General features: G+C 62.6%; 21 protein-coding genes. 6 read left to right on the top strand and 15 right to left on the bottom strand.

What is annotated here, in order from left to right:
• Window positions 1-224: 224 nt before the first annotated feature.
• Both X757_RS157145 and oiaX read right to left on the bottom strand, forming a co-directional pair.
• Window positions 225-1559, bottom strand: coding sequence for a four-carbon acid sugar kinase family protein (locus X757_RS157145; RefSeq protein WP_023725663.1), 1335 nt, complete (start codon window positions 1557-1559; stop codon window positions 225-227).
• 4 nt (window positions 1560-1563) lie between these two features.
• Window positions 1564-2814: a 3-oxo-isoapionate-4-phosphate decarboxylase OiaX gene (gene oiaX, locus X757_RS157150; protein ID WP_023688192.1), complete on the bottom strand. Its 1251-nt coding sequence runs from the start codon at window positions 2812-2814 to the stop codon at window positions 1564-1566.
• 188 nt (window positions 2815-3002) lie between these two features.
• Here oiaX and X757_RS157155 point away from each other — a divergent pair, with 188 nt between their 5' ends.
• On the top strand, window positions 3003-3716 hold the full coding sequence (locus X757_RS157155; protein ID WP_023672607.1) for a transcriptional regulator NanR: 714 nt from the start codon (window positions 3003-3005) through the stop codon (window positions 3714-3716).
• 2 nt (window positions 3717-3718) lie between these two features.
• Here X757_RS157155 and X757_RS157160 read toward each other — a convergent pair whose 3' ends face one another.
• From X757_RS157160 to X757_RS157200, 9 genes are all read right to left on the bottom strand, one after another.
• Window positions 3719-5557, bottom strand: coding sequence for a hypothetical protein (locus X757_RS157160; protein WP_023725662.1), 1839 nt, complete (start codon window positions 5555-5557; stop codon window positions 3719-3721).
• Entirely contained in the window at window positions 5554-6588 is a 1035-nt protein-coding gene (locus tag X757_RS157165) for a Gfo/Idh/MocA family protein (protein WP_023681700.1), read from the bottom strand. Before X757_RS157165 ends, X757_RS157160 begins: the two co-directional genes overlap by 4 nt.
• A 2-nt stretch (window positions 6589-6590) precedes the next feature.
• Window positions 6591-7655 carry an ABC transporter permease gene (locus X757_RS157170; RefSeq protein WP_023725661.1) on the bottom strand — a complete coding sequence of 355 codons (1065 nt, stop codon included), beginning with the start codon at window positions 7653-7655 and terminating at the stop codon, window positions 6591-6593.
• On the bottom strand, window positions 7652-9199 hold the full coding sequence (locus tag X757_RS157175) for a sugar ABC transporter ATP-binding protein (protein ID WP_023725660.1): 1548 nt from the start codon (window positions 9197-9199) through the stop codon (window positions 7652-7654). The genes X757_RS157170 and X757_RS157175 overlap by 4 nt, the downstream gene beginning before the upstream one ends.
• Window positions 9196-9837, bottom strand: coding sequence for a DUF2291 family protein (locus tag X757_RS157180; protein ID WP_023725659.1), 642 nt, complete (start codon window positions 9835-9837; stop codon window positions 9196-9198). The genes X757_RS157175 and X757_RS157180 overlap by 4 nt, the downstream gene beginning before the upstream one ends.
• 95 nt (window positions 9838-9932) lie before the next feature.
• Entirely contained in the window at window positions 9933-10874 is a 942-nt protein-coding gene (locus X757_RS157185; RefSeq protein ID WP_023681704.1) for a D-ribose ABC transporter substrate-binding protein, read from the bottom strand.
• Between the two features lie 324 nt (window positions 10875-11198).
• Entirely contained in the window at window positions 11199-12026 is an 828-nt protein-coding gene (locus tag X757_RS157190; RefSeq protein ID WP_023725658.1) for a phosphogluconate dehydrogenase C-terminal domain-containing protein, read from the bottom strand.
• 422 nt (window positions 12027-12448) lie between these two features.
• The gene (locus tag X757_RS1000000168480; protein ID WP_023697645.1) at window positions 12449-12829 is read right to left on the bottom strand and encodes a hypothetical protein; all 381 of its coding nucleotides are present in this window, start codon (window positions 12827-12829) and stop codon (window positions 12449-12451) included.
• A gap of 136 nt (window positions 12830-12965) precedes the next feature.
• The gene (locus X757_RS157200; RefSeq protein ID WP_023691072.1) at window positions 12966-13193 is read right to left on the bottom strand and encodes a KTSC domain-containing protein; all 228 of its coding nucleotides are present in this window, start codon (window positions 13191-13193) and stop codon (window positions 12966-12968) included.
• 154 nt (window positions 13194-13347) lie between these two features.
• Between X757_RS157200 and X757_RS157205 the strand changes: the two genes are divergently transcribed.
• From X757_RS157205 to X757_RS157225, 5 genes are all read left to right on the top strand, one after another.
• Window positions 13348-13944: an alpha-ketoglutarate-dependent dioxygenase AlkB gene (locus tag X757_RS157205; protein ID WP_023701700.1), complete on the top strand. Its 597-nt coding sequence runs from the start codon at window positions 13348-13350 to the stop codon at window positions 13942-13944.
• A gap of 64 nt (window positions 13945-14008) precedes the next feature.
• On the top strand, window positions 14009-14395 hold the full coding sequence (locus tag X757_RS157210; RefSeq protein WP_023697647.1) for a hypothetical protein: 387 nt from the start codon (window positions 14009-14011) through the stop codon (window positions 14393-14395).
• A 77-nt stretch (window positions 14396-14472) separates the two neighbouring features.
• Window positions 14473-14904, top strand: a complete 432-nt coding sequence (locus X757_RS157215; protein WP_023681708.1) for a cupin domain-containing protein — start codon at window positions 14473-14475, stop codon at window positions 14902-14904.
• Between the two features lie 114 nt (window positions 14905-15018).
• Window positions 15019-15774 (top strand): copper homeostasis protein CutC, encoded by a 756-nt coding sequence (locus X757_RS157220; RefSeq protein WP_023725657.1) that lies wholly within the window; start codon window positions 15019-15021, stop codon window positions 15772-15774.
• Window positions 15774-16280, top strand: a complete 507-nt coding sequence (locus X757_RS157225; protein ID WP_023701701.1) for a GNAT family N-acetyltransferase — start codon at window positions 15774-15776, stop codon at window positions 16278-16280. Before X757_RS157220 ends, X757_RS157225 begins: the two co-directional genes overlap by 1 nt.
• 66 nt (window positions 16281-16346) lie before the next feature.
• Here the strand turns inward: X757_RS157225 and X757_RS157230 are convergent, their stop codons facing one another.
• The 4 genes from X757_RS157230 to X757_RS157245 form a co-directional block, all read right to left on the bottom strand.
• Window positions 16347-17369, bottom strand: coding sequence for an acyltransferase (locus tag X757_RS157230; RefSeq protein WP_023725656.1), 1023 nt, complete (start codon window positions 17367-17369; stop codon window positions 16347-16349).
• 288 nt (window positions 17370-17657) lie between these two features.
• Window positions 17658-18455: a xanthine dehydrogenase family protein subunit M gene (locus tag X757_RS157235; protein ID WP_023725655.1), complete on the bottom strand. Its 798-nt coding sequence runs from the start codon at window positions 18453-18455 to the stop codon at window positions 17658-17660.
• Between the two features lie 103 nt (window positions 18456-18558).
• On the bottom strand, window positions 18559-20904 hold the full coding sequence (locus tag X757_RS157240) for a xanthine dehydrogenase family protein molybdopterin-binding subunit (RefSeq protein ID WP_023725654.1): 2346 nt from the start codon (window positions 20902-20904) through the stop codon (window positions 18559-18561).
• A 123-nt stretch (window positions 20905-21027) separates the two neighbouring features.
• On the bottom strand, window positions 21028-21528 hold the full coding sequence (locus X757_RS157245) for a (2Fe-2S)-binding protein (protein WP_023725653.1): 501 nt from the start codon (window positions 21526-21528) through the stop codon (window positions 21028-21030).
• Between the last annotated feature and the right edge of the window lie 133 nt (window positions 21529-21661).

Here is a 21661-nt window from a genome sequence, read left to right as displayed (position 1 = left end):
TCTTTCAGCATTGGCGATTGCTACAGGGCGATCCTGCAGTCTGATGCAAGGGCGAAACACATGGCGACAACCCCGATAGAGCAAGGGGGACAAACGGCAAAAGCACCTCGCCGCAACAAAGAACTCATATCTTTATGTGAATTTAACGTCAACATGCGCGACAAAACCGCCACGGCGCCGTTAGAGGGCATGAATGGATCTCGCCGTTGCCAGGCGACGCGTAATCAGCTGCTAAGGCCGTCACGGATGGCGCTGAAATAGCGGTCGGTTCCAACCTGCCCGCCCTTGAGTGCCACCTCCAGCCCATCGATCGCCTTGACGCGCGAGTGAGCGACGCAAAGCGGCGAGCCCGGCGACGCCGGCAACGGCATCCGCACGGTCAGCGCATCGACACCCATCTGGCCGAGCGCGTGGCTCGACGTATCGCCGCCGGCAACGACCACGCGCTGCAACTTCTGCTCGATGGTCAGCGCGCGAAGCAGTTCGCCGAGGCCCCGCCCGAGCTTGTGGCGGGCGCCTTCCTGGCGGTCGATTTCGCCCCCCCTATCGGCCGCGGGTCCAAGGGCCGTGTAGAGAACGACGCTGCGCCCGGCTTCCAGACTGGCGCGACCGGCTGCCGTCGCGCGTGCGATCGCATCTCCGGAAGCTTCGGAGATCAGTTCGACGGGATCGACCTCGATGCCGTCGAAGCCGTCAGTCAAAGCGTGACGGATCTGTCGTTCGGTCGTCGGCGAACAACTGCCCGAGACGACCGCGATCCGGTCGGCGGCACCCGGCGGCGAAAATTCTGGTTCAGCTCTGACTGTCCCGTTAGACACCCATTCGGCCAGCAGCGCATATTCGATCCCCGACGAGCCGACGACGAACGAACCGCCCGGCTTGCGGACGCGCCATATCTCCTTGCCGGCAAGCGCCTGCGTCTCGCGGCTGTCGACATCGACAAGTACGATGTCGGTGCCCTCTGCGAGCAAGCGGTCGAAGGCCTCCGAGCGCGCCACCGACTGCAACGTCGCGAGGTCGACCAGCCCCGATGTGAGCTCCGTCTGCCGCGACAGATGGATGAGCAGGTCGGATTCATCCATCGGCGTCGTCGGGTGGCGGCTCATCACCGGATGGCGGTCGATGCGGAAATACTTTTCACGATAGGCCGCGAACAAATGACCGAAGGCCGTGTAACGCTTGAGCTGCGGCGCCCCGACCAGCAGCGGCACGCTGTCCTGCGCGAAGACCGAGCGGCCGATCTCGATGGCGCGACCGATGCTGCCGATCGTCGGACTGGAATCGAAGGTCGAGCAGACCTTGTAGTGACAGATCGCGGCATTCAGCGTCTTCAGCCAAGCGAAGGCATCGCTCAGATGCGTGTCCATCCATTGTGGCGTCTCGCTGCGGCTGGTGCCGGCCAATCCAATGGCGCGGCAGTGGCTGAACTGCGCAAGCATGGCCGCGTCCGGCTGGCGCATGAACAGCACGGTCGGCACGCCGCCGAGTTCGAGCGCTTCCATGGCGTCGGTCGAGCCGGTGAGGTCGTCGCCATAATAGCTGAGAAGCAGGTCTTGCATTGCTTCAGGCCGCTTTGCCGTCGCCGAATTTTTCGATCGACCGCGCCAGCTCCGGATGGCTCAAGGCGAAATCCGCCAGCGGAATGCCGTCGACCGCCGCCTGCCAGGCTTGCTGCACGGCACGCACCCCGGCGCCCGGTCCATCCGGATGGCTGACGATGCCGCCGCCGCACAGATAGAGCAGATCGACCGTCCGGCCGGTCCGTTCATAGGTCTCGGGTGCTTGCCCGCCCCATTGGCCGGAGCCCGCCACAGGCAAGGCGCAATCCTCAGGCGCAAAAATCGGCGTCGTCACCGCCTTGAAGGACTCGACGAAAGACGCGTCCGGCTCCCAGTATTTCGATTGGATGCCGTTGATCTGGAACTGGTCGACGCCGAGCAGCCGCCAGAACTGTTGCCAGACCTTGAAGTTCATACCGAGGCCGGGATGGCGGGTGAGGATGTCCCAGCCGTTGCGATGAGCGTGAAGCACCAGGCTGGAGCGTTTTCTCAAGAAGGCCAGGCCACCGAAACCGACGGAGTTGATGTTGACCACCGCGCAATTGCCGCCGGCCTTGGCCACCAGATCGTGTTTGCGCATCATCTCGTCCGGGTCGGCATGCGAGATGCCGAAGGCATACATCACCTTCTTGCCGGTCCTCTGCTCGTGGTCGAGGATCAGCGGCATGATTGCCTTTACCCGCTCCGCCAGCGGCGAATAGGCTGGGCTCATCAGCTTCTCATCGTCCTTGATGAAATCGACACCGGCGGCGATCAGCTCGCCCACCATCGCGGCGGTCTCGGGGGGCCGCAGCCCCAGCGCCGGCTTGACGATGGTGCCGATGATCGGCCGATCCGTGACACCTGTCAGCCTGCGGCTGCCGGCGACGCCGAATTGCGGACCTGGATGCGCGCCGCGGAATTGCTCCGGCAGCTTCATGTCGACAACGCGAATGCCGGACAGGCCCTTGATCGAATAGGCGCCGCCGATGGCAATGGTCATCAGAGCCGACAGGTCGTGGCCGATGGCATCGAATGGAAAGGCGATGTCGACATCCGCGCGCTTGAACGGCCCGTTACCGGCCTCGGGAATGGAGGGGCGAAGTGCGTCCGGCAGGTGCCGAATGGCCAGGACACGCGCGGCCACCCGGGCTTTCAGTTCCTCGGTCTCGCCGGGCAGCGCGACGAAGGTTCCAGTCGACTGGTCGCTGGCGATCTTGGCTGCCAGCCTCTCGATGCTGCCTGATGTCTCGATGCGGTAGGTGAACGTGATCATGGTTCGTTGTCTGAGGCCGCAGGGGGTTCGAAAAGAGTTCCTTGATCGTCGAAACCTGGTATAATGAGTACATAAGCTTTGCAAGTGATATCCTGTCTGGCGGGGTACGGTCGAGCGGTCAGACAGGCGTTCCGAAAATCGCGGTGGCAGTGCTAGATAGACACAGGTCAAGGGAGTGATTCGCGACGATGAACCGTTCGGAGCCGATCGTCCGGCGCAAACTTTCCGACGAAGTGTTTTTGCGGCTGAAGCGCCTGATCACCAGCGGAGAATTGACGCCGGGCGACGACATGCCGTCGGAGCGCGAGTTGATGGAGCGCTTCGAGGTCGGCCGTCCCGCGATCCGCGAGGCGATGCAGGCGCTGAGCAATATGGGCCTCGTCGCGATCTCGCATGGGGAACGCGCCAAGGTGCTGCAGCTGACCGCCAAGTCGATCATCAAGCAGGTCGATGGCGCAGCCAAGATCATCCTGTCGTCGTCGAAGGACACGTTGGAACACCTGAAAACGGCGCGCATCTTCTTCGAGCGCGGTATGGTCAGGGAAGCCGCCGAAAACGCCACTGCCGAGGACGTTGAGCAGCTGCGGGCCACAATTGCCGAACAGCGTGGCTTTCGCGGCGATTCCGAGGCTTTCATTTCAGCCGACATGAAGTTTCACACCCAGATCGCGGCCATTTCAGGCAACCCGATCTATATCGCCGTCAGCGAGGCGATGCTCGGTTGGCTGAAGGAATATCACACCGAAATGCTGATCTGGACCGGCAAGGAACAGTTCACGCTGACCGAGCATGAAGAGATCATCGGCCGCATCGAGAAGAAGGATGCCGACGGCGCCGAGAAGGCGATGATCAAGCACCTCGAGCGCTCGCGCGCGCTTTATGTGATGAACTCCGGCAACTGATTTCAGCTGATCCGCGTGATCGCGTAAGGGGTCATCACCAGTTGGCCTCGGCCAAGCGCTGAGATGTCGACCGTCACGTCGTCCGCCGTCAGGTTCGCCAGCCACGCCACGGTCTTGCCCGAAGCGGAGCGGCCGGCCAGCGCCAGCACCTTGGTCTCGTCGCTCGTTTTCGTCGCCACATACGTAAGGCCGGCCAGTTCGCAAAGCCCCTTGATGGCATCGAAGATCGGCCGAGGCGATCCTTCCGCGACGGGTTCGCCGGATGCTGCGAGCACGCCGAAGGGCCCGGCGAAGCCGGACAGCGTGAGCAGTTCCAGCCCGGCCGGCGCGACACGCGCGGCATAGCCGATCGTCCATGCGGCAGCGAACAGGCCGGCATGACGAGGGTCGCGATCGGCCATGGCGATGCGCTGTCCCCCGGGATTGCCCTTGGTCGCGCCGCCATAGGGGTTCTGGCGCATGGCGAGCGTCGACGGACCGATGCGGTAGGGCTTTGCCCCGAAGATCGCCCGCGTCGACGCGGTGATGAAGGGCAGCGCCTCCAGCGACTGCATGACGCTGAGATCGTCGGCAGCGTGCACGATCGGGCACGTGCAGTGGGTGACGAAATCGAGCAGGCCCCCCGGCACGCGCTTGCGGTTGAGCTCGGTGAAATAGCTGAACATGCCGCCACCAAGCCGGATATCGGGAAAGGCGCGCCGCGCCGCGTCATAGACGTCTTCGAGCGGCGGACAGTCCGGCCACGCACTGCCCGGCGGTGTCGACTGCCGGTCAACCGAAGGCGAGACGGCAATGGCCGAAAGCTTCAACCCGGCTTGACGCACCATGTCGGCAACGCCTGACAGCTCGGCATCGAGGTCGCCCGCGCAGGCAACGACGCATTCCAGCGTCGTCTGCACCGGATAGGCGGCGGTGAGCCTTGCATAAGACTGCAATGCTTCGAGACCGTGGCCGCGCGTCGGATCGTAGTGGAAGACAAGTTGCTGCGGGCCGAGCTCGGTCAATGTCGAAAGATTTGCGAGCGCTGCTTCGACCTCATCCGGGTAGATGATCACGCCGAGATCCGGCAGCCTCTGCCCGGTCTCGCCGAGTTCGACGCTGACCGGTTCGGCGGCAGATGCTGCGGCCGGCATTCCCCCCTCGCCGGTGATGCGAAGCCTGACCGTCTGGCTTACAGTTTGGCCGGCCGGCAGCACATAGGGCCAAGGCAGCGCCAGTGGCCGCACATAGGTCTTGTAGGACGCGTCCGACCAGTTACGCTGGTCCTCCATCTCGAAAGTGTCGCCCTCCATCCGGCATTCGGCAGTGATGCCCGGCCGGACCTCATGGGTGATCGCGCGCAAATCCTTGAAAGGCTGCCAGGGATCGATCAACAGCGGCAGTTTCGTCGCCACCACGCTGCCGTCGGTATGCTCGACCGTCACCGCACTGCCGGCGAGGCCGGCGATCGGATGCAGGATGCAGAAACCGCAACGGTTGGTCTCGAAATCGCTTTCAGGGACCGCGCAGACGTCGAACACCAGGTTACCGTTGGCGGAGCCCTTGATCGTAGCGCGAAAGTCTAGCCGGCTTCCGCCCGGCGCTAAGCAAGTTGCGGAGTAGCTGACGGAGAAGCTGTCGGCGTCCTGATCGACGGCAAGGTCCGTCAGCGCCGGTTCATAGGTGCCCCAGTCGCGGTCGCGCACGATGTAGGCGATGGCGCGCAACACTTCGATGCCACCGTAACGGATGGTGCGCAGGTTGCCGTTGACAAAGTCGGCGCTGAGCAGACCGGCATTCAGCCTGACCGGCTCCGCCTCGACGGCATGCGTACCGTAGAGGAGGAAGGCGTCGGCTGTCATGTCAGCAAGCCATCCAGGTGGACAGGTTCGTGGCTCGCGGCGCCCAGATAGGCCGCCTCGACCAGCGCGAATGTCTTGAGGTTGTCGGCGCCCGAGGTCGCCGGCTCGGTTCCCTTTGCCAGGCAGTCGACCCAGTGCTGCTGGATGGCGACGACGCTCTCCTGGATGTTGTGCCATGGGCGCGATGCCCAGGCGAGTACGGGCGGCGAAACGTCGGTGATCTTCGTGCCGCTCCTGCCGGTGACGGTGAGCCGATATCCCTGCGCCAAGCGGATCGTGCCGTCGCTGCCGTCGATCTCGATCAGCGTTTCGGGAAACGGTTCGGTGGCGAGCTTCGTCGCGTAGCTACAGTCGACCACTGACGTCGCCCCGCTCTTGTGGTCCATCAGCATCGTCGCGACATCTTCGCCCGCGATGCCGGGGTTGATGCGCGCGGTTCGCGTCGTGATCGTCGACACGTCGCCCAGTAGAAAACGGGCGATGTCGAGACTGTGGATACCGAGGTCCTCGATGATGAAGCGCTTTCCCTTGGCGAGATAGGGCTGGCCGGAAAACACGTCATAGGCAGAGCGGAAGGAGATGCGCCCGAAGAACGGCGTGCCGATCTCGCCGCTGTCGAGCACGGCACGCACCGCCTGGATCGCCGACTGCCAGCGAAAATTCTCATGCACCATCAGCGGTACGCCGGCTTCCACGCAGGCCCTCACCATCGCCTTGGCGTCGGCAAGCGTCGGCGCGAACGGCTTTTGGCAAATCACCGGCACACGGTGCAGCGCCGCCATCTCGACCAGCGGACGATGGCTGGGAACGGTGGTGGCGATATCGACGAAGTCGAGGCTTTCGCTTGCAAACATCTCTGCCGCGTCGGTGTAGCGCTTCGCAATGCCGAACTGGTCGCCGATGATGCGCAGCCGCTCCGGGTCGCGGTCGCAAATGGCGACCATCGCGGCGCCTTCAATGTCGCGCCAGGCATGCATCTGGTTGATGGCAAAGAAGCCGCAGCCGATGAGCCCTCCCCGCAACTCCGCCATGCTCAGCCTGCCTTTGCCATCTGCATCAGCGTCACCCGGCTCTGCAGCCGGCGCTGCGCTTGGTCGACGACGACGGCGACGATGATGACAAGGCCCTTGATCACCATCTGCCAGAAGGAACTCACGCCCATCATCACCAACCCGTCCGAAAGAATGCCGATGACGAAGGCGCCGACAATGGTGCCGCCGATCGTGCCGCGCCCACCCGACATCGAGGTGCCGCCGAGCACCGCCGCCGCAATGGCGTTGAGCTCGAAACTTTCGCCTGTTGCCGGGTGCGAGGCCATCAGTTCGGACGAGATGATCAGGCCGACGATCGCCGCGCAGAAGCCGGAGAACATGTAGACGAACATTTTCACCATGTTGACACGAACGCCCGAAATTCGCGACGCCCGTTCATTGCCGCCGACGGCGAAGATGTGGCGGCCGAGCGGGGTGTATTTGGCGAGGTAGGCCGCCGCCAGCGCAACGACGATCAGTATCCAGATCGCCACCGGCAGGCCGAGCAGCCGCCCGGCGCCGAGGAAACCAAACCCGGTGGTGCCAAGCTCCGGCTTGCCGACGAGGTTGGGGAAGGTGCGGCCGTCCGACGACAGCAACGCCAGGCCGCGCGCGACATAGAGCACGCCGAGCGTGGCGATGAACGGCGCGACGTTCAGCCTGGTGATCAGCAGTCCGTTGACGGCGCCGATCAATATGCCGACCGCCAGCGTGATCAGCGCGATCTCGACGACGTTGAAATAGACGGTGTAGCCGAATTGCAGGTCGATGCCGTTGAGCACGAGGTAGCCGGCGACCATGCCGCACAGGCCGACGATCGAGCCGACTGAGAGATCGATGCCGCCGGTGATGATGACGAAGGTCATGCCCATGGCGAGGAAGGCGTTCAGCGCCACATGTTTCGACATCAGGATCAGATTGGCTGTCGACAGGAAATTCGGCGCCGCGATCGAGAAGAAGATCAAGACGGCGATCAGCGCGATGAAGGTCCTCGCCTTCATCAGCGTCAGCAGCAGCGAGCCGCTCGAAACGGAGGGGACAGCCGCCTTGGCCGGGATGTCAGTCATGGGTTCTCCGTGTGCGGGGCCGGTCCGTGGCCAAGTGCCGAAGCGGCGACAAGGGCTGCCTCCGTCGCCTCGGTGCGATCGAACATGCCCGTCAGTTTCCCATTGCTCATCACCGCGATGCGGTCGGACAGCGCCATCACCTCATCGAGATCCGAGGTGGCGAACAGAATGCCCAGCCCGTCGCGCGACAGCTTGCGCATGGTGCCGAAGACGTCGGCCTTGGCGCCGACATCGATACCGCGGCTGGGCTCGTCCATCAGCAGCACCTTTGGCCCGGTGAGCAGCGCCTTGCCGATCACCACCTTTTGCTGGTTGCCGCCCGACAGCGATGAGACCTCCTGCGCCGGGTCGGCGACCTTGATCGCCAGTTCCCGCACAATCTGCGTCACCGCCTGCTTCTCTTGGCCGCCGCGAATGTGAAACAGGCGGACAAAACGCGACAGGCTGGCCAGTGTCAGATTGCTGGCGACGGAGAGGATCGACACCAGCCCTTCGCGTTGGCGGTCTTCGGGGATCAGCGCCAGCCCGCGCCGGATACGCCGCGTCGTGTCGCGCTCCTTGACCTTTTTGCCGGCGATGAAGATGGCGCCGGTAGCCTGGCCATGGCGGCCCATGATGCAGTCGAACAGCTCGCTCCGCCCGGCGCCCATCAGGCCGTATATGCCGAGGATCTCGCCGGCGCGCAGCGACAGCGAGACGTGATCGACCGCCAGCCCGCCGGTGGCGCGCGGCAGGCAGATGTCCTCGGCGCGGAATATTTCTTCGCCGGGAACATGGCCGTCGGCCTTGGCGAAATCCTTGGCGTCGGAGCCGATCATCTGCCGCACGATCCACCGCGTGTCGACGTTTTTCATCTCTTCCTGGCCGGTGATGTGTCCATCGCGCAGCACCGTGATGTAGTCGCCAATGCGGATCAGCTCTTCCAGCCGGTGCGAGATGTAGACGATCGCCACGCCGCGCGCCTTGAGGTCGGCGATCACCTTGAACAGGATCTCGACTTCCGCCGCACTGAGCGCCGAGGTCGGCTCGTCCATGATCAGGATGCGCGCATCGAGCGAAACCGCCTTGGCGATCTCGACCAGCTGCTGCTGGCCGATGCGCAGATCCTCGACCAGCATGTCGGGCCTTATCCCGGCCTGCAGGCGTTCGAGAAATTGCGCCGCGCGACGCTCCTGCTCTTTGCGGTCGATCTTGCGGAACCGGTTGGTGATCTCGCGCGTGGCGAAGATGTTCTCGGCGACGGTCATATTGCCAAACAGGTTCAGCTCCTGGAACACCATGCCGATGCCGCGGTTCACCGCGTCGCCCGAGGACGAGAAGGAGACCTCCTCCCCTTCCAGGAGGATCCGGCCGAGCGTCGGCTGTTCGACGCCGGCGATAATCTTCATCAGCGTCGATTTGCCGGCGCCGTTTTCGCCGACCAGCACATTGACCGCCCCCTTGCGTACCTCGAAATTCGCGCGCTTGACCGCGACGGTGCCGGAATAGACCTTCGAGACGTCTTCCAGCTTCAGGATGACATCGTGAGCGGCGGCGGCACTCATGACTTCGGCCCGATCTCTGCCTCCGCCGGCGTCACCAGCGGCAGGTCCTGGCCGCTTTCGAGCGTATAGGCACCGAGAACCTTGGCGGTCCGGCCTTCCAGGGCGTCACGCGGCAGTTTGGCAAGCACGGCCTTGACGGCATAGGCGTTGAACGCCTTGCCGAACTGGGCGAAGTCGATCTGGTTGGTAAAATCGTTGAACTGGATGAAATCGAGACTGTCGCGCAGCGCGGTTCCGCGCATCGCCGGTCCGATCTGTACCCGCGCATCGGCCTTGCCGTCGCCGTCGACATCGATATCCATCGTTGCCGCGCGTGACGCCGTGTTGGCTGCGATGATCTTGCCCTCGACGCGAACCGCGAAGGTCCATGGCGAATTCGCCTGCTTGTTCGGATTGCCATATTTGGCGCCAGCGGAAGCAGGATCAGTTTTTGCCAGAGCGTGGACCTCGGCAAAAGGCCCGGCCTTCTGCTGGAGGTAAGGCACGACCTTCGCGGCCCAGATCTCCTCGACCATCTTGTCCGGATTGAAGGCGGCGCTGCCGCTGTCCCCCGAGGGCGTCGGCAGGATCTTGCAGGCGGTCAGGCTGATGCCGACTGCAACGACAAGGATCGGCCAGTTCGGCTTGTTGTTCAGCATGATGGTTTGTTGTTCAGCATGGTGGTCGGCACCCACGGAAAATGGCGACGAGGGACGACCCTTGGGTCGCCCCTCGCTATTCATGTCACGCCGGCTCAGTTGGTCAGCGCAAACGTTTCCAGCTTGGCAGCATTGTCACCATTGACCAAGACGCAGTCCATCAGCTGCTTTTCCTTGGCCGGCGACTTCTTGTTCTTGATGAAGTCGTTGGCCTGCTCGACCGCCATCTGCGCCTGCGCATAGGCCGGCTGCAGGACGGTTGCCTTGATGCCGCCCGCGGTGATGGAGTCGCGCACGTCGTTGGATCCGTCGAAGCCAACGACGATGACGTCCTTGCGGTTCGCCGCAACCAGCGCCGCATACGCGCCCATCGCCATGGTGTCGTTGCCGGAGATGACGCCCTTGATATCCGGGTTGGCCTGCAGGATCGATTCCATCTTGGAATAGGCTTCCGTCTGGCTCCAGTTGGCCGATTGCTGGGCGACCATCTTCAGGTCCGGATAATCGTCGATGACGTCATGATAGCCCTTCGAGCGAATGCCGGCATTGGTATCGGATTCCTTGCCGACCAGCTCGACGAAATTGCCCTTCTCGCCCATCAGCTTGACGAACTCCTGCGCGCCGAGCTGGGCGCCCTGGTAGTTGTTGGAGACGATCTGAGCCACGGCGACGCCGGTGGCGTTGATCTCGCGATCGATCAGGAACGACGGCACGCCTGCGTCCTTGGCCTTCTGCACGGCAGCGACGGTGGCGTCGGCGCCGGCATTGTCGAGGATGATCGCCTTGGCGCCGCGACCGATCGCCGTGTCGATCAATTCGGACTGCTTGTTGGCATCGTCGTCATGGACGAGCACCAGCGCTTCGTAGCCGAGTTCCTTGGCCTTGGCTTCGGCGCCGACGGCTTCCGCCTTGAAGAACGGATTGTCATGCGAGGGCGTGATGATCGCAATGAGGTCGGCCGCATAGGCGGGCACCGCCGTGCCAAGCGCCAGCATGCCGGCGAACGCCGCAAGTGTCATTCTGCGTGTGAGTTTCATGATGTCCTCCCGTTTGAAAAATTGCCTTGATCAATCAAGGCCCCTGCATTCGAATTCGTCGCGCAAAGCGGGCCGCCGATCGGTTCAGGCTGAATGCCGGTGCCGGCTTCCCAAACGATCGCTGCTCCCTCGCCGTCCCTCCACTCGCCCAGGCTTCGTACTTCCCGCGAACCCTTGCCCAAGCCATCAACAGCTAAGCCAACTGGTATGATGAGTCAATCACTAATTGAGGTGACATGTGCCCACTGAGCAAAAACAGTTGGGTGTCATGGCGGGTGTGTCGAGCCACCGAGGCGCTCCGGCAAGCCCCCGACTCGGCCTTTCTCAGGTAATGCGCCGAATGCTCGCGGCGATCTCTTCCGGCTCGAACACCCGCTTCCAGTCGTCGCGCATCAGCACCGGCTTGCCGAATTCGATCGCCTTGTTGCAGGCGTCGGAGAACACACCCTTGGTCTCGCCGAAAATGACGGCGCCGAGCACGTTCATATGGCCGAGCAGGAAATCGAGCGCCGCCTGTTGGTCGACGCCACGCGCGACGACCTCGCCGACGGCTTCCTTCATGACGACAAGCAGTGAGGCGCACACCGTCTCCGATAGACCGGGCTCCAGCAGCGCCATCTGCTCGACGGTGACACGGTGCGAGCGCATGACCGGCGCCCAGATGATTTTCGCGACCGCCTCGCCCTTGGCGTAGTCCGCTTCCGGCCCCTGCATCAGCGCGCTGACCATATGCTGCTTGGCCTTGACGCCGCCAAAATAATCCTTCTTGGCCGCCATGTCGGTCTCGTCGTTGAAGATCGGCGGATGACAGGGATGGGTGACGAAATAGGTCAGGTCCGGCCGCTTGGGCAGATGGCCGGCGAAGGGTGCGGCCGCGTCGAGCACTATCACCATCGTGCCAGGCGCGAGCTTGCTCTCGATATCAGCCGCCACCTTGCCGATATGCGTGTCGGGAACGGCCAGGATGACGATATCCGCCCCGTCGAGCGCCGCATCGGCACTGACCGCGTCGAAGCCCAGTCCGGTCTTCAGCCGATCGCGGCCGGCCTCGCTGACCTCGACATGGCGTACCGTGTAGGGCGATCCGCGAAAATTGGTCGACAGGCGGTAACCCATTTTGCCGCCGGCACCGAACAGCGCAATCGTCGTCATCTATCCCTACTCCCGCTTTGAACGACGGCCGCGCCGATCGTCATGTTATTAACTGGTATAATCACCTTACCACGAATTGAGGAGTTGAACAGGGCTTTGATGAGCGGCTATGCAGTCGCCGTTTGGCTTCCGTCCGCACGATTTCCGCGGTGGCGGCCGATAATTCAACCAAGCCAGAGCGCCGTTGCCTTTCCAGACAATCGATGCCCGCGCTAGAAGCCTCCAGGTCCATTTTCTCGGGGGCTCGGTTGCGAAGTGACGGTGGGGGCGTCACCAGCAAGGCGAAGCGCGTCCGCGCGGTCCGGTCGCGTTTTCGGGCCGTGAGTTCTCACGGCGATTTGGCGAAGGGGCTATAGAGAATTCGCGCTTCGCCGGGGTTCCGGCGAGCCAAATCACTTCTAGTCGATCATGCCGACAACTATTTACCGGTAGCTTCCCGGGTCCTTGGCTTTCTCCGCCCGACAGCTGTCCGTGCGTTGCGCCGCCGTGCGGTAAGCGCCTTCATAAAACCTGATGGCTCTCTTGAATTCGGGGGGATTGGGTATCAGGTGTTTATCTTGCACATCGTACAAGATGTATATCGCCGTTATTTTGGATTTTCCGTCTGGAGTCAGCTGCAGCGCCGGGCATCGCGTCGTAACGGCGATGACGTTAGCTGACCATGTTACGACCAATTTCAACTGGGCGTCGGACAGCCCGGCCAGATAGTTGATGTTTTTTTGATAGGCAGGGTCGATGTGTTGTCGATTATCTTTTGCAGACGCAGCGGAAGACAGGACACCTACCACGCCGAGTATAATCAATATGCATTTCAAAAGCTGCCTCCCCCAATGTTACGGCCATCTCGACCACGGCATTGTCCGTCCCCACAAAGCAGGTTGAAACAAGTCAATTTGAAAAGCAATTGGGGTTCGCGACCTTATACGGATCACCGCACCTTCAGAACCCGGTTGCTCGCGGACGCCCTTCTTCAACCAAGTGAAACCGGTAGCGGTCGCGCACGAACTCGTTGAAAAATTGCCCTTTCGAGAAGGCGGCCCGGAACGCCGCATAGGTCTCAGGCTCGACCTCTTCATAGTCGTAGCGGGCTCCGCTTGGAACGAACCAGACCGAGAGGATTTTCGTCGACGGGTCGTAATGGGTGTTGCGGATGGCAGTGGACGGCATGTCGAAAATCCTGCTTCGTCCCAAAATCTTGCTTCGCCCCAGATCCTGCTTCGAAAATGCGTAATGCCGCAACGATGCGGAGGTTCCGTCAGGGAGGCGCATCACAACGCCGAAAATCTTGCCCAGGCGGCGAGGCTTCCTATCTCTCCGTCAGATGGCACAGACGAAATCCAGCACAACAGCGTATGCCAGCCAGGGCGATCTCTTCGGCGCGGCCGACACGCTGCCGGAAGGATTTTCCTACCGGCCGGGCCTGATCACAACGGACGAAGAGGCGGAACTGGTCCGTCACCTCAATGAACTGTCCTTCAAGCCGTTCGATTTCCATGGCCATATTGCCAACCGGCAGGTCGCCGGCTTCGGCTGGCGCTATGACTACGACCGGCGCCAGGTCGTCGAAGCGCCGCCCATCCCGAAATTCCTGCTGCCGCTTCGCGACAAGGTCGCGGATTTTGCCGGCAGGCAGGCCACGGAATTCGCCCAAGTGCTCATCAACGAGTATCCGCCGGGCGCGGGCATAGGTTGGCATCGCGACAAGCCGCATTTCGATCTCGTCGCCGGCGTCTCGCTGCTGGCGCCCTGCAGCTTTCGGCTGCGCCGCAAAAACGGCTCCAAATGGGATCGCGAGACGATCGAGGTCGAACCGAGGTCCCTCTATCTCATGGACGGTCCGGCGCGCCACGAGTGGGAGCACAGCATTCCGCCGGTCGCCGGTCACCGCTACTCCATCACGCTGCGCACTCTTAAATAGGCGATACTCCAAGCCACGCAGCAGCCGCTCTGGAAGGCCGAGCGCTGTTGTGCTTCGATTGCACATGAGCGTTGACCGCAGCAGAATTTTAGTTACCCGCGTAGCGCCCTTTCTGTGGGCATGCCTGTCCTGCCTGCTGGCTCTGCAGTGGCTCGTCGACCTTGGCATGGTCGGCTTTCCCGACGGATACATAACGCCCTATGCAAGAGCAACGAGCACGCTGTTGCATGTCCTTGTCTGGGCGTGCCTGGCTCAAAGTCTCTACTTCGCTTGCCGAGCCTTGTTTGGCAAACGCTTCGAGCCTGCTCCTCTCTTCCTGCAAATCCTGATCGCCGCCGCACTGACTGTCGTGCCGGCATTCATCGTAAAACACTGTCCGCGGTCTCAGGTATGCAGCAACATCTATGAAGCGCTCACGAATACGATGATGGACGACGGCACCGGCGGATGACGTTGTGTCTCCAGTAACTGACGAGAGTTAGAACTTTGGCGTCGCGCCGCGCGGTGGCGGTAAAACCTGGAGGAACCATGCGAAAGATCCTGGCATCGATGCTGCTGTTCGCGGCAGCGCTATCTGCAAACCCCGCTCGGGCGCTGGACAGTACCATCCCGCCGGTTGTCGTCACACCGCTTGCCGATCGCAGCCAGACGGCGTCCGGCCAGCCGATCGTGCTGCCGCAGAAAAATGTCCAGGTCCTGGTTTCAACCTATGACATTGCGGTCGGTGCCACTCTGCCGGTGCACAAGCACCCGTTTGCCCGCTACGCCTATGTCGAGGCCGGGACACTCAAAGTGACGAATGTCGAGACCGGCAACAGCAACACCTACAAGACGGGCGATTTCATCATCGAGATGATCGGCCAGTGGCACCAGGCCACCAACATCGGCGACGGCCCGGTCAAGCTGCTGGTCATCGACCAGGTCGAACAAGGCGCCAAGAACACGGTGCTGCGCCAGTAATTGCGGATCGGCCGGGTTGCCGGGCTGGCCCAAGCAGCGACTGGCTGTTCCGGCTTCCCCACCAACCGAGCCGATGCTAGGGCTGGCCGTCATGCAATCATAAAGGATCGCCCCTTGGTCGGAAATGCTCGCCCCCTGATCGAAATCTGCGTCGAAGGCATCGATGGACTGCTGGCTGCGCAGGCCGCCGGCGCCGACCGGGTCGAGCTCTGCGCCAGCCTGGTCGAAGGCGGCATCACGCCCAGCCTCGGCACGGTGCGCGCCGCACTCGAGAGCGCGACAATTCCCTTCCATGTCATCGTGCGGCCGCGCGGCGGCGATTTCCTCTACAGCGAGGCCGAATACGGCTCGATGCTCGCCGATGTCGCAGCGCTTCGTGACCTCGGCGTCGCCGGCGTCGTTGTCGGTTGCCTCGATGCCGACGGCACCATCGATGAAACCCGCATGGGCGCGCTGGTCCATGCCGCCGGTCCGCTCGCCGTCACCTGCCACCGCGCCTTCGACATGACCCGCGACCCGGCCGAGGCGCTGGAAGCGCTGATCCGCTGCAAGGTCGGCCGCGTGCTGACCAGCGGCCAGAGGGACACCGCGGTGGAAGGCGCCGGCCTGTTGGCGGATCTCGTCCGCCAGGCCGACGGCCGCATCATCATCCTCGGCTGCGGCGCGCTGGACCCCGAAAACATCGCCGGGGTGCTGGCATCAACCGGGCTGACGGAAATGCACTTCGCCGCGCTCAAGGATGTACCGAGCGCCATGGCCTACCGCAACCCGCAAGTCGGCATGGGCGGCGGCGATCTCGACCGCGAATACCGCACCACAGTCACCGATGGGGCGCTGGTTGCCGCGACGATTGCGGCGGCCAGAGCATGATGAGCGAAGCCGTGACTGGGCCGTCGCCGATCAGCCGTGTCTCGCCTCAGGACGAAGCGGCCATCCTCGCACTCAACAATGAGCACGCCGCCGAACTGTCATGGCTCGAGCCCGAACGGCTGTCCTTCCTGCTTGGCGAAGCGTTTTACGTCAGGCGCATCGGCACGCTCGAAGCCTTCATCATGACCTTCGACCAGAATGCGGCCTACGACAGCCCGAATTTCCTCTGGTTCCGCGAGCGCTATCCACGCTTCGTCTATGTCGACCGCGTCGTCGTCGCGGCGCAAGCGCGCGGCCGCGGCCATGCCCGCCGGCTCTACGAGGATCTGTTCGGGGAAGTCGCCCGCGCGGGCCACAGCATCGTCACCTGCGAGGTGAATGCCGAACCTCCCAATCCGGCTTCGGACGCCTTCCATGCCGCGCTTGGCTTCGCCGAGGTCGGCGACGCGGTGATCCATGGCGGCAAGAAGGCGGTGCGCTACTACCTCAAGGAGATCGCCGGCTGATGGGTCGCTGGCTGATGATCGGCAAGCAGATCGTCGCGGCAGCATAAGATTAGGAGTCCGTAGCCCTCACCAATTCCGGTTCAGCCAGGCCCGCGCGGGCTTCTCGACCAGATAGTAGCTGCATAGTGCACAGGCGAAGACAGCCGCCAGCATCGGGATCGGCGCACTGCCCTGCTCGGCGACGAATTTGTAGAAGGGCTGTTGCCAGAGATAGAGCGAGTACGACCATAGCCCGATCATCACCATCGGCCTGGATGAAAGCAGGCCGGTAAGATGCCAGTTGCTGGTGTCCAGCGTATTCACGGCAAGCGCCAGCAACGGCACCGCCAGTAGGTAATGGATCGGCGTCGGCACCGGATCGAGGAACAGCAATATAGCCGCCGCCGCCGACACGAGGCTGACATAGGGGCTCTTCAGGAATGCCGGCGGCCGATCATCGTGCTTGAGCAGGCAGATCGATGCCGACAGCAGGATCGAGGCGATATGCACATCGGTGCGCCAATAGCTGTGCTCGTAATCCATGCCGAGTACCCAGTACGAAATGGCGCCATTGGCCATCGCCAGCACCGACAGCGTCACCAGCAGCCGAACGACATTACCCCGCCCGGTCACCACCACGCTGATCAGCGCCAGGATGATGTAGGCATGCTCTTCCACGCATAGCGACCAGATGTGGTCGAGCGCGCCGGCGCGGGTGATGAGAATTCCGGCATAGTTGTAGGTGAATGTCAGCGCCGTCAGCGCCGCCTTCCATTTGAAGGCGATAAAGCTGCCGGAGAGCCCGATCATCGCTGATATCACGAACACCAAAAGCGCGGGATAGATGCGCGAAAAGCGGCGCTTGAAGAATTTTTTCAGCGGAAAGCGTTCGATGAACAGGATTTCGCCCATCAGCCGGCCTGAGAGCACGAAGAAGAACTCGACGCCGAGCACGCCTAGATTGATCCCGGGAACGGGGAAGAAATGGCCGATCAGCACCAGTGCGATCGAAAGCCCGCGCCAGCCATCGAGATAGGCCAGTCTTGCTCTGGCTGCTTTGTCGGCTGTGGCCCGCGGCAGGGCAACAGACGCTGCGGAGATGTCGGCCATGCCGATCCTCTACGACGCAAGATCTTGGCGCAGCTCACACCGCCGCGCGCAGAATCCACCCCGTGTTCCGCCGAGCTATACATATTGCAGTGCAATATCAGATTGTGCAAGTGCGAGAATGGGGCTGGGCAGTCCCTTGGGAAGTATGCGCCTGTTCTTGCACGGGAATTACCTGAAACAACGGATTTGCGCGTGGCAGCGAACCCGCAAGGACTGGGCAGTTACAGCCCGCCGCAGACGAACAAAGGGGCCGCGATGGCCCCTTTCCTTGTCAGTAGCTTTATGATGTCAGGCGTTGGCTGCCGCCACCGCGCGCTTGGCCATCACCGCGACCAAATTGGCGCGGTATTCGGCCGAAGCGTGGAGGTCGGTCATCAAATTCTTAGCCGGCACTTTCACGCCGTCGAGCGCCGATGCGGCAAAATTCTTCGCCAGTGCGGCTTCGATCTCCTTCGAGCGGAACACACCGTCATCGCCGGCACCGGTGACGGCAACGCTGACCCCGTCCTTGCCCTTGGCCACGAACACGCCGACGATCGCATAGCGCGAGGCCGGGTTGCGGAATTTTTCGTAAGCAGCCTTGGCCGGCGCGGTAAAACTCACCGCGGTGATGATCTCGCCTTCTTTCAGCGCCGTTTCGAACAGGCCGGTGAAGAATTTCGCGGCTGAAATCTCGCGCTTGTTGGTGACGATGGTGGCGCCCAGCGCCAAGAGCGCCGCCGGATAATCGGCGGCTGGGTCGTTGTTGGCGACCGAGCCGCCGATCGTGCCCTTGTGGCGCACCGCCGGATCGCCAATCAGCGACGCAAGGTGCGCAAGCGCCGGACAGGCCTTCCGCAGCTTCTCGTCATTGGCGACGTCGTAATGGGTTGTGGCGGCGCCGATGGTGACGGTCTTGCCCGACACCTTGACGCCTTGCAGCTCCCTGATCCGCGACAGGTCGATCAGGTCGGACGGTGCGGCGAGCCGCGTCTTCATCGCCGGGATCAGCGTCATGCCGCCTGACAAAAGCCTGGCGTCGCCGCTCTTCACCAGCTTGGCGGCGTCGGCGACCGAGGCGGCGCGGTGGTAGTTGACTGCGTACATGGGATCCTCCTGAAGTGGTTAGGCAGTAGTAAGTAGGGAGTAGGGAATAGGGACGCTGTCATCTCCGGTAATGCCCATTCCCTACTCACTACTCCCTACTCACTCATTTCTTCGCCCTAATCGCCGCCCACACCGTCGACGGCGAGGCCGGCATGGCGATGTCCACAATCCCCAAAGCGTCGGTGATGGCGTTGATGACCGCCGGCGGCGAGCCGATGGCGCCGGCCTCGCCACAGCCCTTGATGCCGAGCGGATTGCTCGGACACGGCGTGTTCGACGTCGAGACCTTGAATGACGGCAGGTCGTCCGCGCGCGGCATGGTGTAGTCCATGTAGCTCGCCGTCAGCAGCTGCCCGCTATCGTCATAGTGCGCGCCTTCCAGCAGCGCCTGGCCGATACCCTGGGCGATGCCGCCATGCACCTGACCCTCGACGATCATCGGGTTGATGATGTTGCCGAAATCGTCCGCCGCGACGAACTGGACGATCTCGGTCGTGCCGGTTTCCGGATCGATCTCGACCTCGCAGATGTAGCAGCCCGCCGGGAAAGTGAAGTTCGCCGGATCGTAGAAGGCGGTTTCCTTCAGTCCCGGCTCCATGCCTGCCGGCAGATTGTGAGCGGTGTAGGCGGCAAGAGCCACCTGGAACCAGGGCAGGCTCTTGTCGGTGCCGGCGACCTTGACCTCGCCATTCTCGATGACGATGTCGCCCTCGTCGGCTTCGAGCAGATGGGCGGCGATTTTCTTGGCCTTGGCCTCGACCTTGTCGAGCGCCTTGGCGATTGCCGACATGCCGACCGCGCCCGAGCGCGAGCCGTAGGTGCCCATACCCATCTGCACCTTGTCGGTATCTCCATGGACGATCGAGACCGAGTCCAGTGGCACGCCAAAACGCTGGTTGACGAGTTGCGCGAAGGTCGTCTCATGGCCCTGGCCATGGCTGTGCGAGCCGGTCAGCACCTCGATCGTGCCGACGGCATTGACCCGCACCTCGGCCGATTCCCACAGACCGACGCCGGCGCCGAGCGAGCCGACCGCCGCCGACGGCGCGATGCCGCAGGCCTCGATGTAACAGCTCATGCCGATGCCGCGCAGCCTGCCTTGGTTGGCGGCGGCAGCCTTGCGTTCGGCAAAGCCGGCATAGTCGGACGCCTTTGTCGCCGCATCGAGCGAAGCGCCATAATCGCCGGCGTCATAATTCATGATGACCGGCGTCTGGTGCGGAAACTCGGTTATGAAATTGATGCGCCGCAACTCCGCCGGAGAGACCCCAAGTTCACGCGCGGCCGTCTCCATTGTCCGTTCGAGCAGATACGTGGCTTCCGGCCGCCCTGCCCCGCGATAGGCGTCGACGGGTGCCGTGTTGGTGTAGACGGTGCGCACATTGGCGTGGATCGTCGGGATGTTGTACTGGCCCGACAGCAGCGTCGCGTAGAGATAGGTCGGCACGCAAGACGAGAACAGCGACATGTAGGCGCCGAGATTGGCGATCGTGTCGACCTTGAAACCGGTGATCTTGTTGTTCCTGTCGAACGCCATTTCGACCGTCGAGACATGGTCGCGGCCATGCGCGTCGGTGAGAAAGCTTTCGGTACGGTCGGCAACCCATTTGACCGGCACGCCGGTCTTCTTCGACGCCCAAAGGCAGACGATCTCTTCGGGATAGATGTAGATCTTCGAGCCGAAGCCGCCGCCGACATCGGGCGCAATGACGCGCAGTTTGTTTTCCGGTGCGACATTGTAGAAGGCGCTCATCACCAGCCGCGCTACATGCGGGTTCTGCGAGGTCGTCCAGCAGGTGAAATGGTCCTCGGCCTTGTCGTAATGGCCAAGCGCAGCGCGCGGCTCCATGGCGTTGGGAACCAGCCGGTTGTTGACGATCTTCATGCGGGTGACATGGGCCGCCGCCTGGACCGCCGCGTCGGTCGCCTTGGCGTCGCCGATCTCCCAGTCGAAGATCAGATTGTCCTCGGCATCGGCATGGACCTGCGGCGCACCTTTTTGCAGCGCCTTGGTGGCATCGACCACCGCCTTCAATTCCTTGTAGGTGATCTCGACCGCTTCGGCCGCGTCGCGGGCCTGGCCCTTGGTTTCCGCCACCACGATGACGACCGCATCGCCGACATAGCGCACCTTGTCGACCGCCAGCGGCGACCACGCGCCCATCTTCATCGGCGAGCCGTCCTTGGAATGGATCATCCAGCCGCAGATCAGGTTGCCGATGCCGTCGGCCTTGAGCTCCTTGCCGGTCAAGACGCCGATGACGCCGGGCATCGCCTGCGCTCGTCTGACGTCGATCTTCTTGATCTGAGCATGCGCGTGCGGGCTGCGCACGAAAGCGGCATGCTTCATGCCGGGAACCACCATGTCGTCGACATAGCGGCCGGCGCCGGTGATGAACCGTTTGTCTTCCTTGCGCACGACCCGAGCGCCGATGCCTTCAATGCCCATAGGAATTCCTCCGGAATAGCGAATAGTGAGTAGCGAATAGTGAACAGTGAGTAGGGAATTGTGCTCGGAGCGGTTCGGCTAAACCGACTACTCGCTATTCACTATTCACTACTCGCTTCTTTCTTACGCTGCCTGTTTCGCCCTGCCCTTCGGCACCTTCGCCATCGTCTGCGATGCGGCGAGGATCGCCTTGACGATGTTGTGGTAGCCGGTGCAGCGGCAGATGTTGCCTTCGAGCTCGGCGCGCACCGTCGCCTCGTCAAGGCCTTCGGGATGGCGCGCGATCATGTCGGTCGCCGTCATGATCATGCCCGGCGTGCAGAAGCCGCATTGCAGCCCATGATGTTCCTTGAACGCGGCCTGCATCGGATGCAGGTCGCCGCCATTGGCAAGTCCTTCGATCGTCACCACGGTCGACCCGGAGGCCTGCACGGCCAGCATCGAACAGGACTTCACCGCCCTGCCGTCGACATGCACGACGCAGGCGCCGCATTGAGAGGTGTCACAACCGACATGCGTTCCGGTGAGACCAAGATTTTCGCGCAGGAAATGAACCAGAAGCGTTCGGTCCTCGGCAGCGCCGCTGATCCGTTTTCCGTTCACGACAAACGAAACGTCCGACATGCATCCTCCCTGGGTATGACCTTGGTAGTCATGCTGCCGATGCGGCTTTGGCGCTCGGCCATGCGCTATTGGTACACTGCACAAAGCGCAAAAAACACACGGCGCTCATTGTACTTTCGGTCATGGAGGAAAC

Source organism: Mesorhizobium sp. LSHC412B00 (assembly GCF_000503035.1).
Classification (GTDB): Bacteria; Pseudomonadota; Alphaproteobacteria; order Rhizobiales; family Rhizobiaceae; genus Mesorhizobium.
Note: the sequence above shows the minus strand (reverse complement) of the source record. Positions and strands in the feature narration are given on the sequence as shown.

Coding starts and splice junctions, on each gene's coding strand:
- X757_RS157145 (WP_023725663.1), bottom strand. CDS start 1,559: ATGCAAGACCTGCTTCTCAGCTATTATGGCGACGACCTCACCGGCTCG.
- oiaX (WP_023688192.1), bottom strand. CDS start 2,814: ATGATCACGTTCACCTACCGCATCGAGACATCAGGCAGCATCGAGAGG.
- X757_RS157155 (WP_023672607.1), top strand. CDS start 3,003: ATGAACCGTTCGGAGCCGATCGTCCGGCGCAAACTTTCCGACGAAGTG.
- X757_RS157160 (WP_023725662.1), bottom strand. CDS start 5,557: ATGACAGCCGACGCCTTCCTCCTCTACGGTACGCATGCCGTCGAGGCG.
- X757_RS157165 (WP_023681700.1), bottom strand. CDS start 6,588: ATGGCGGAGTTGCGGGGAGGGCTCATCGGCTGCGGCTTCTTTGCCATC.
- X757_RS157170 (WP_023725661.1), bottom strand. CDS start 7,655: ATGACTGACATCCCGGCCAAGGCGGCTGTCCCCTCCGTTTCGAGCGGC.
- X757_RS157175 (WP_023725660.1), bottom strand. CDS start 9,199: ATGAGTGCCGCCGCCGCTCACGATGTCATCCTGAAGCTGGAAGACGTC.
- X757_RS157180 (WP_023725659.1), bottom strand. CDS start 9,837: ATGCTGAACAACAAGCCGAACTGGCCGATCCTTGTCGTTGCAGTCGGC.
- X757_RS157185 (WP_023681704.1), bottom strand. CDS start 10,874: ATGAAACTCACACGCAGAATGACACTTGCGGCGTTCGCCGGCATGCTG.
- X757_RS157190 (WP_023725658.1), bottom strand. CDS start 12,026: ATGACGACGATTGCGCTGTTCGGTGCCGGCGGCAAAATGGGTTACCGC.
- X757_RS157200 (WP_023691072.1), bottom strand. CDS start 13,193: ATGCCGTCCACTGCCATCCGCAACACCCATTACGACCCGTCGACGAAA.
- X757_RS157205 (WP_023701700.1), top strand. CDS start 13,348: ATGGCACAGACGAAATCCAGCACAACAGCGTATGCCAGCCAGGGCGAT.
- X757_RS157210 (WP_023697647.1), top strand. CDS start 14,009: ATGAGCGTTGACCGCAGCAGAATTTTAGTTACCCGCGTAGCGCCCTTT.
- X757_RS157215 (WP_023681708.1), top strand. CDS start 14,473: ATGCGAAAGATCCTGGCATCGATGCTGCTGTTCGCGGCAGCGCTATCT.
- X757_RS157225 (WP_023701701.1), top strand. CDS start 15,774: ATGAGCGAAGCCGTGACTGGGCCGTCGCCGATCAGCCGTGTCTCGCCT.
- X757_RS157230 (WP_023725656.1), bottom strand. CDS start 17,369: ATGGCCGACATCTCCGCAGCGTCTGTTGCCCTGCCGCGGGCCACAGCC.
- X757_RS157235 (WP_023725655.1), bottom strand. CDS start 18,455: ATGTACGCAGTCAACTACCACCGCGCCGCCTCGGTCGCCGACGCCGCC.
- X757_RS157240 (WP_023725654.1), bottom strand. CDS start 20,904: ATGGGCATTGAAGGCATCGGCGCTCGGGTCGTGCGCAAGGAAGACAAA.
- X757_RS157245 (WP_023725653.1), bottom strand. CDS start 21,528: ATGTCGGACGTTTCGTTTGTCGTGAACGGAAAACGGATCAGCGGCGCT.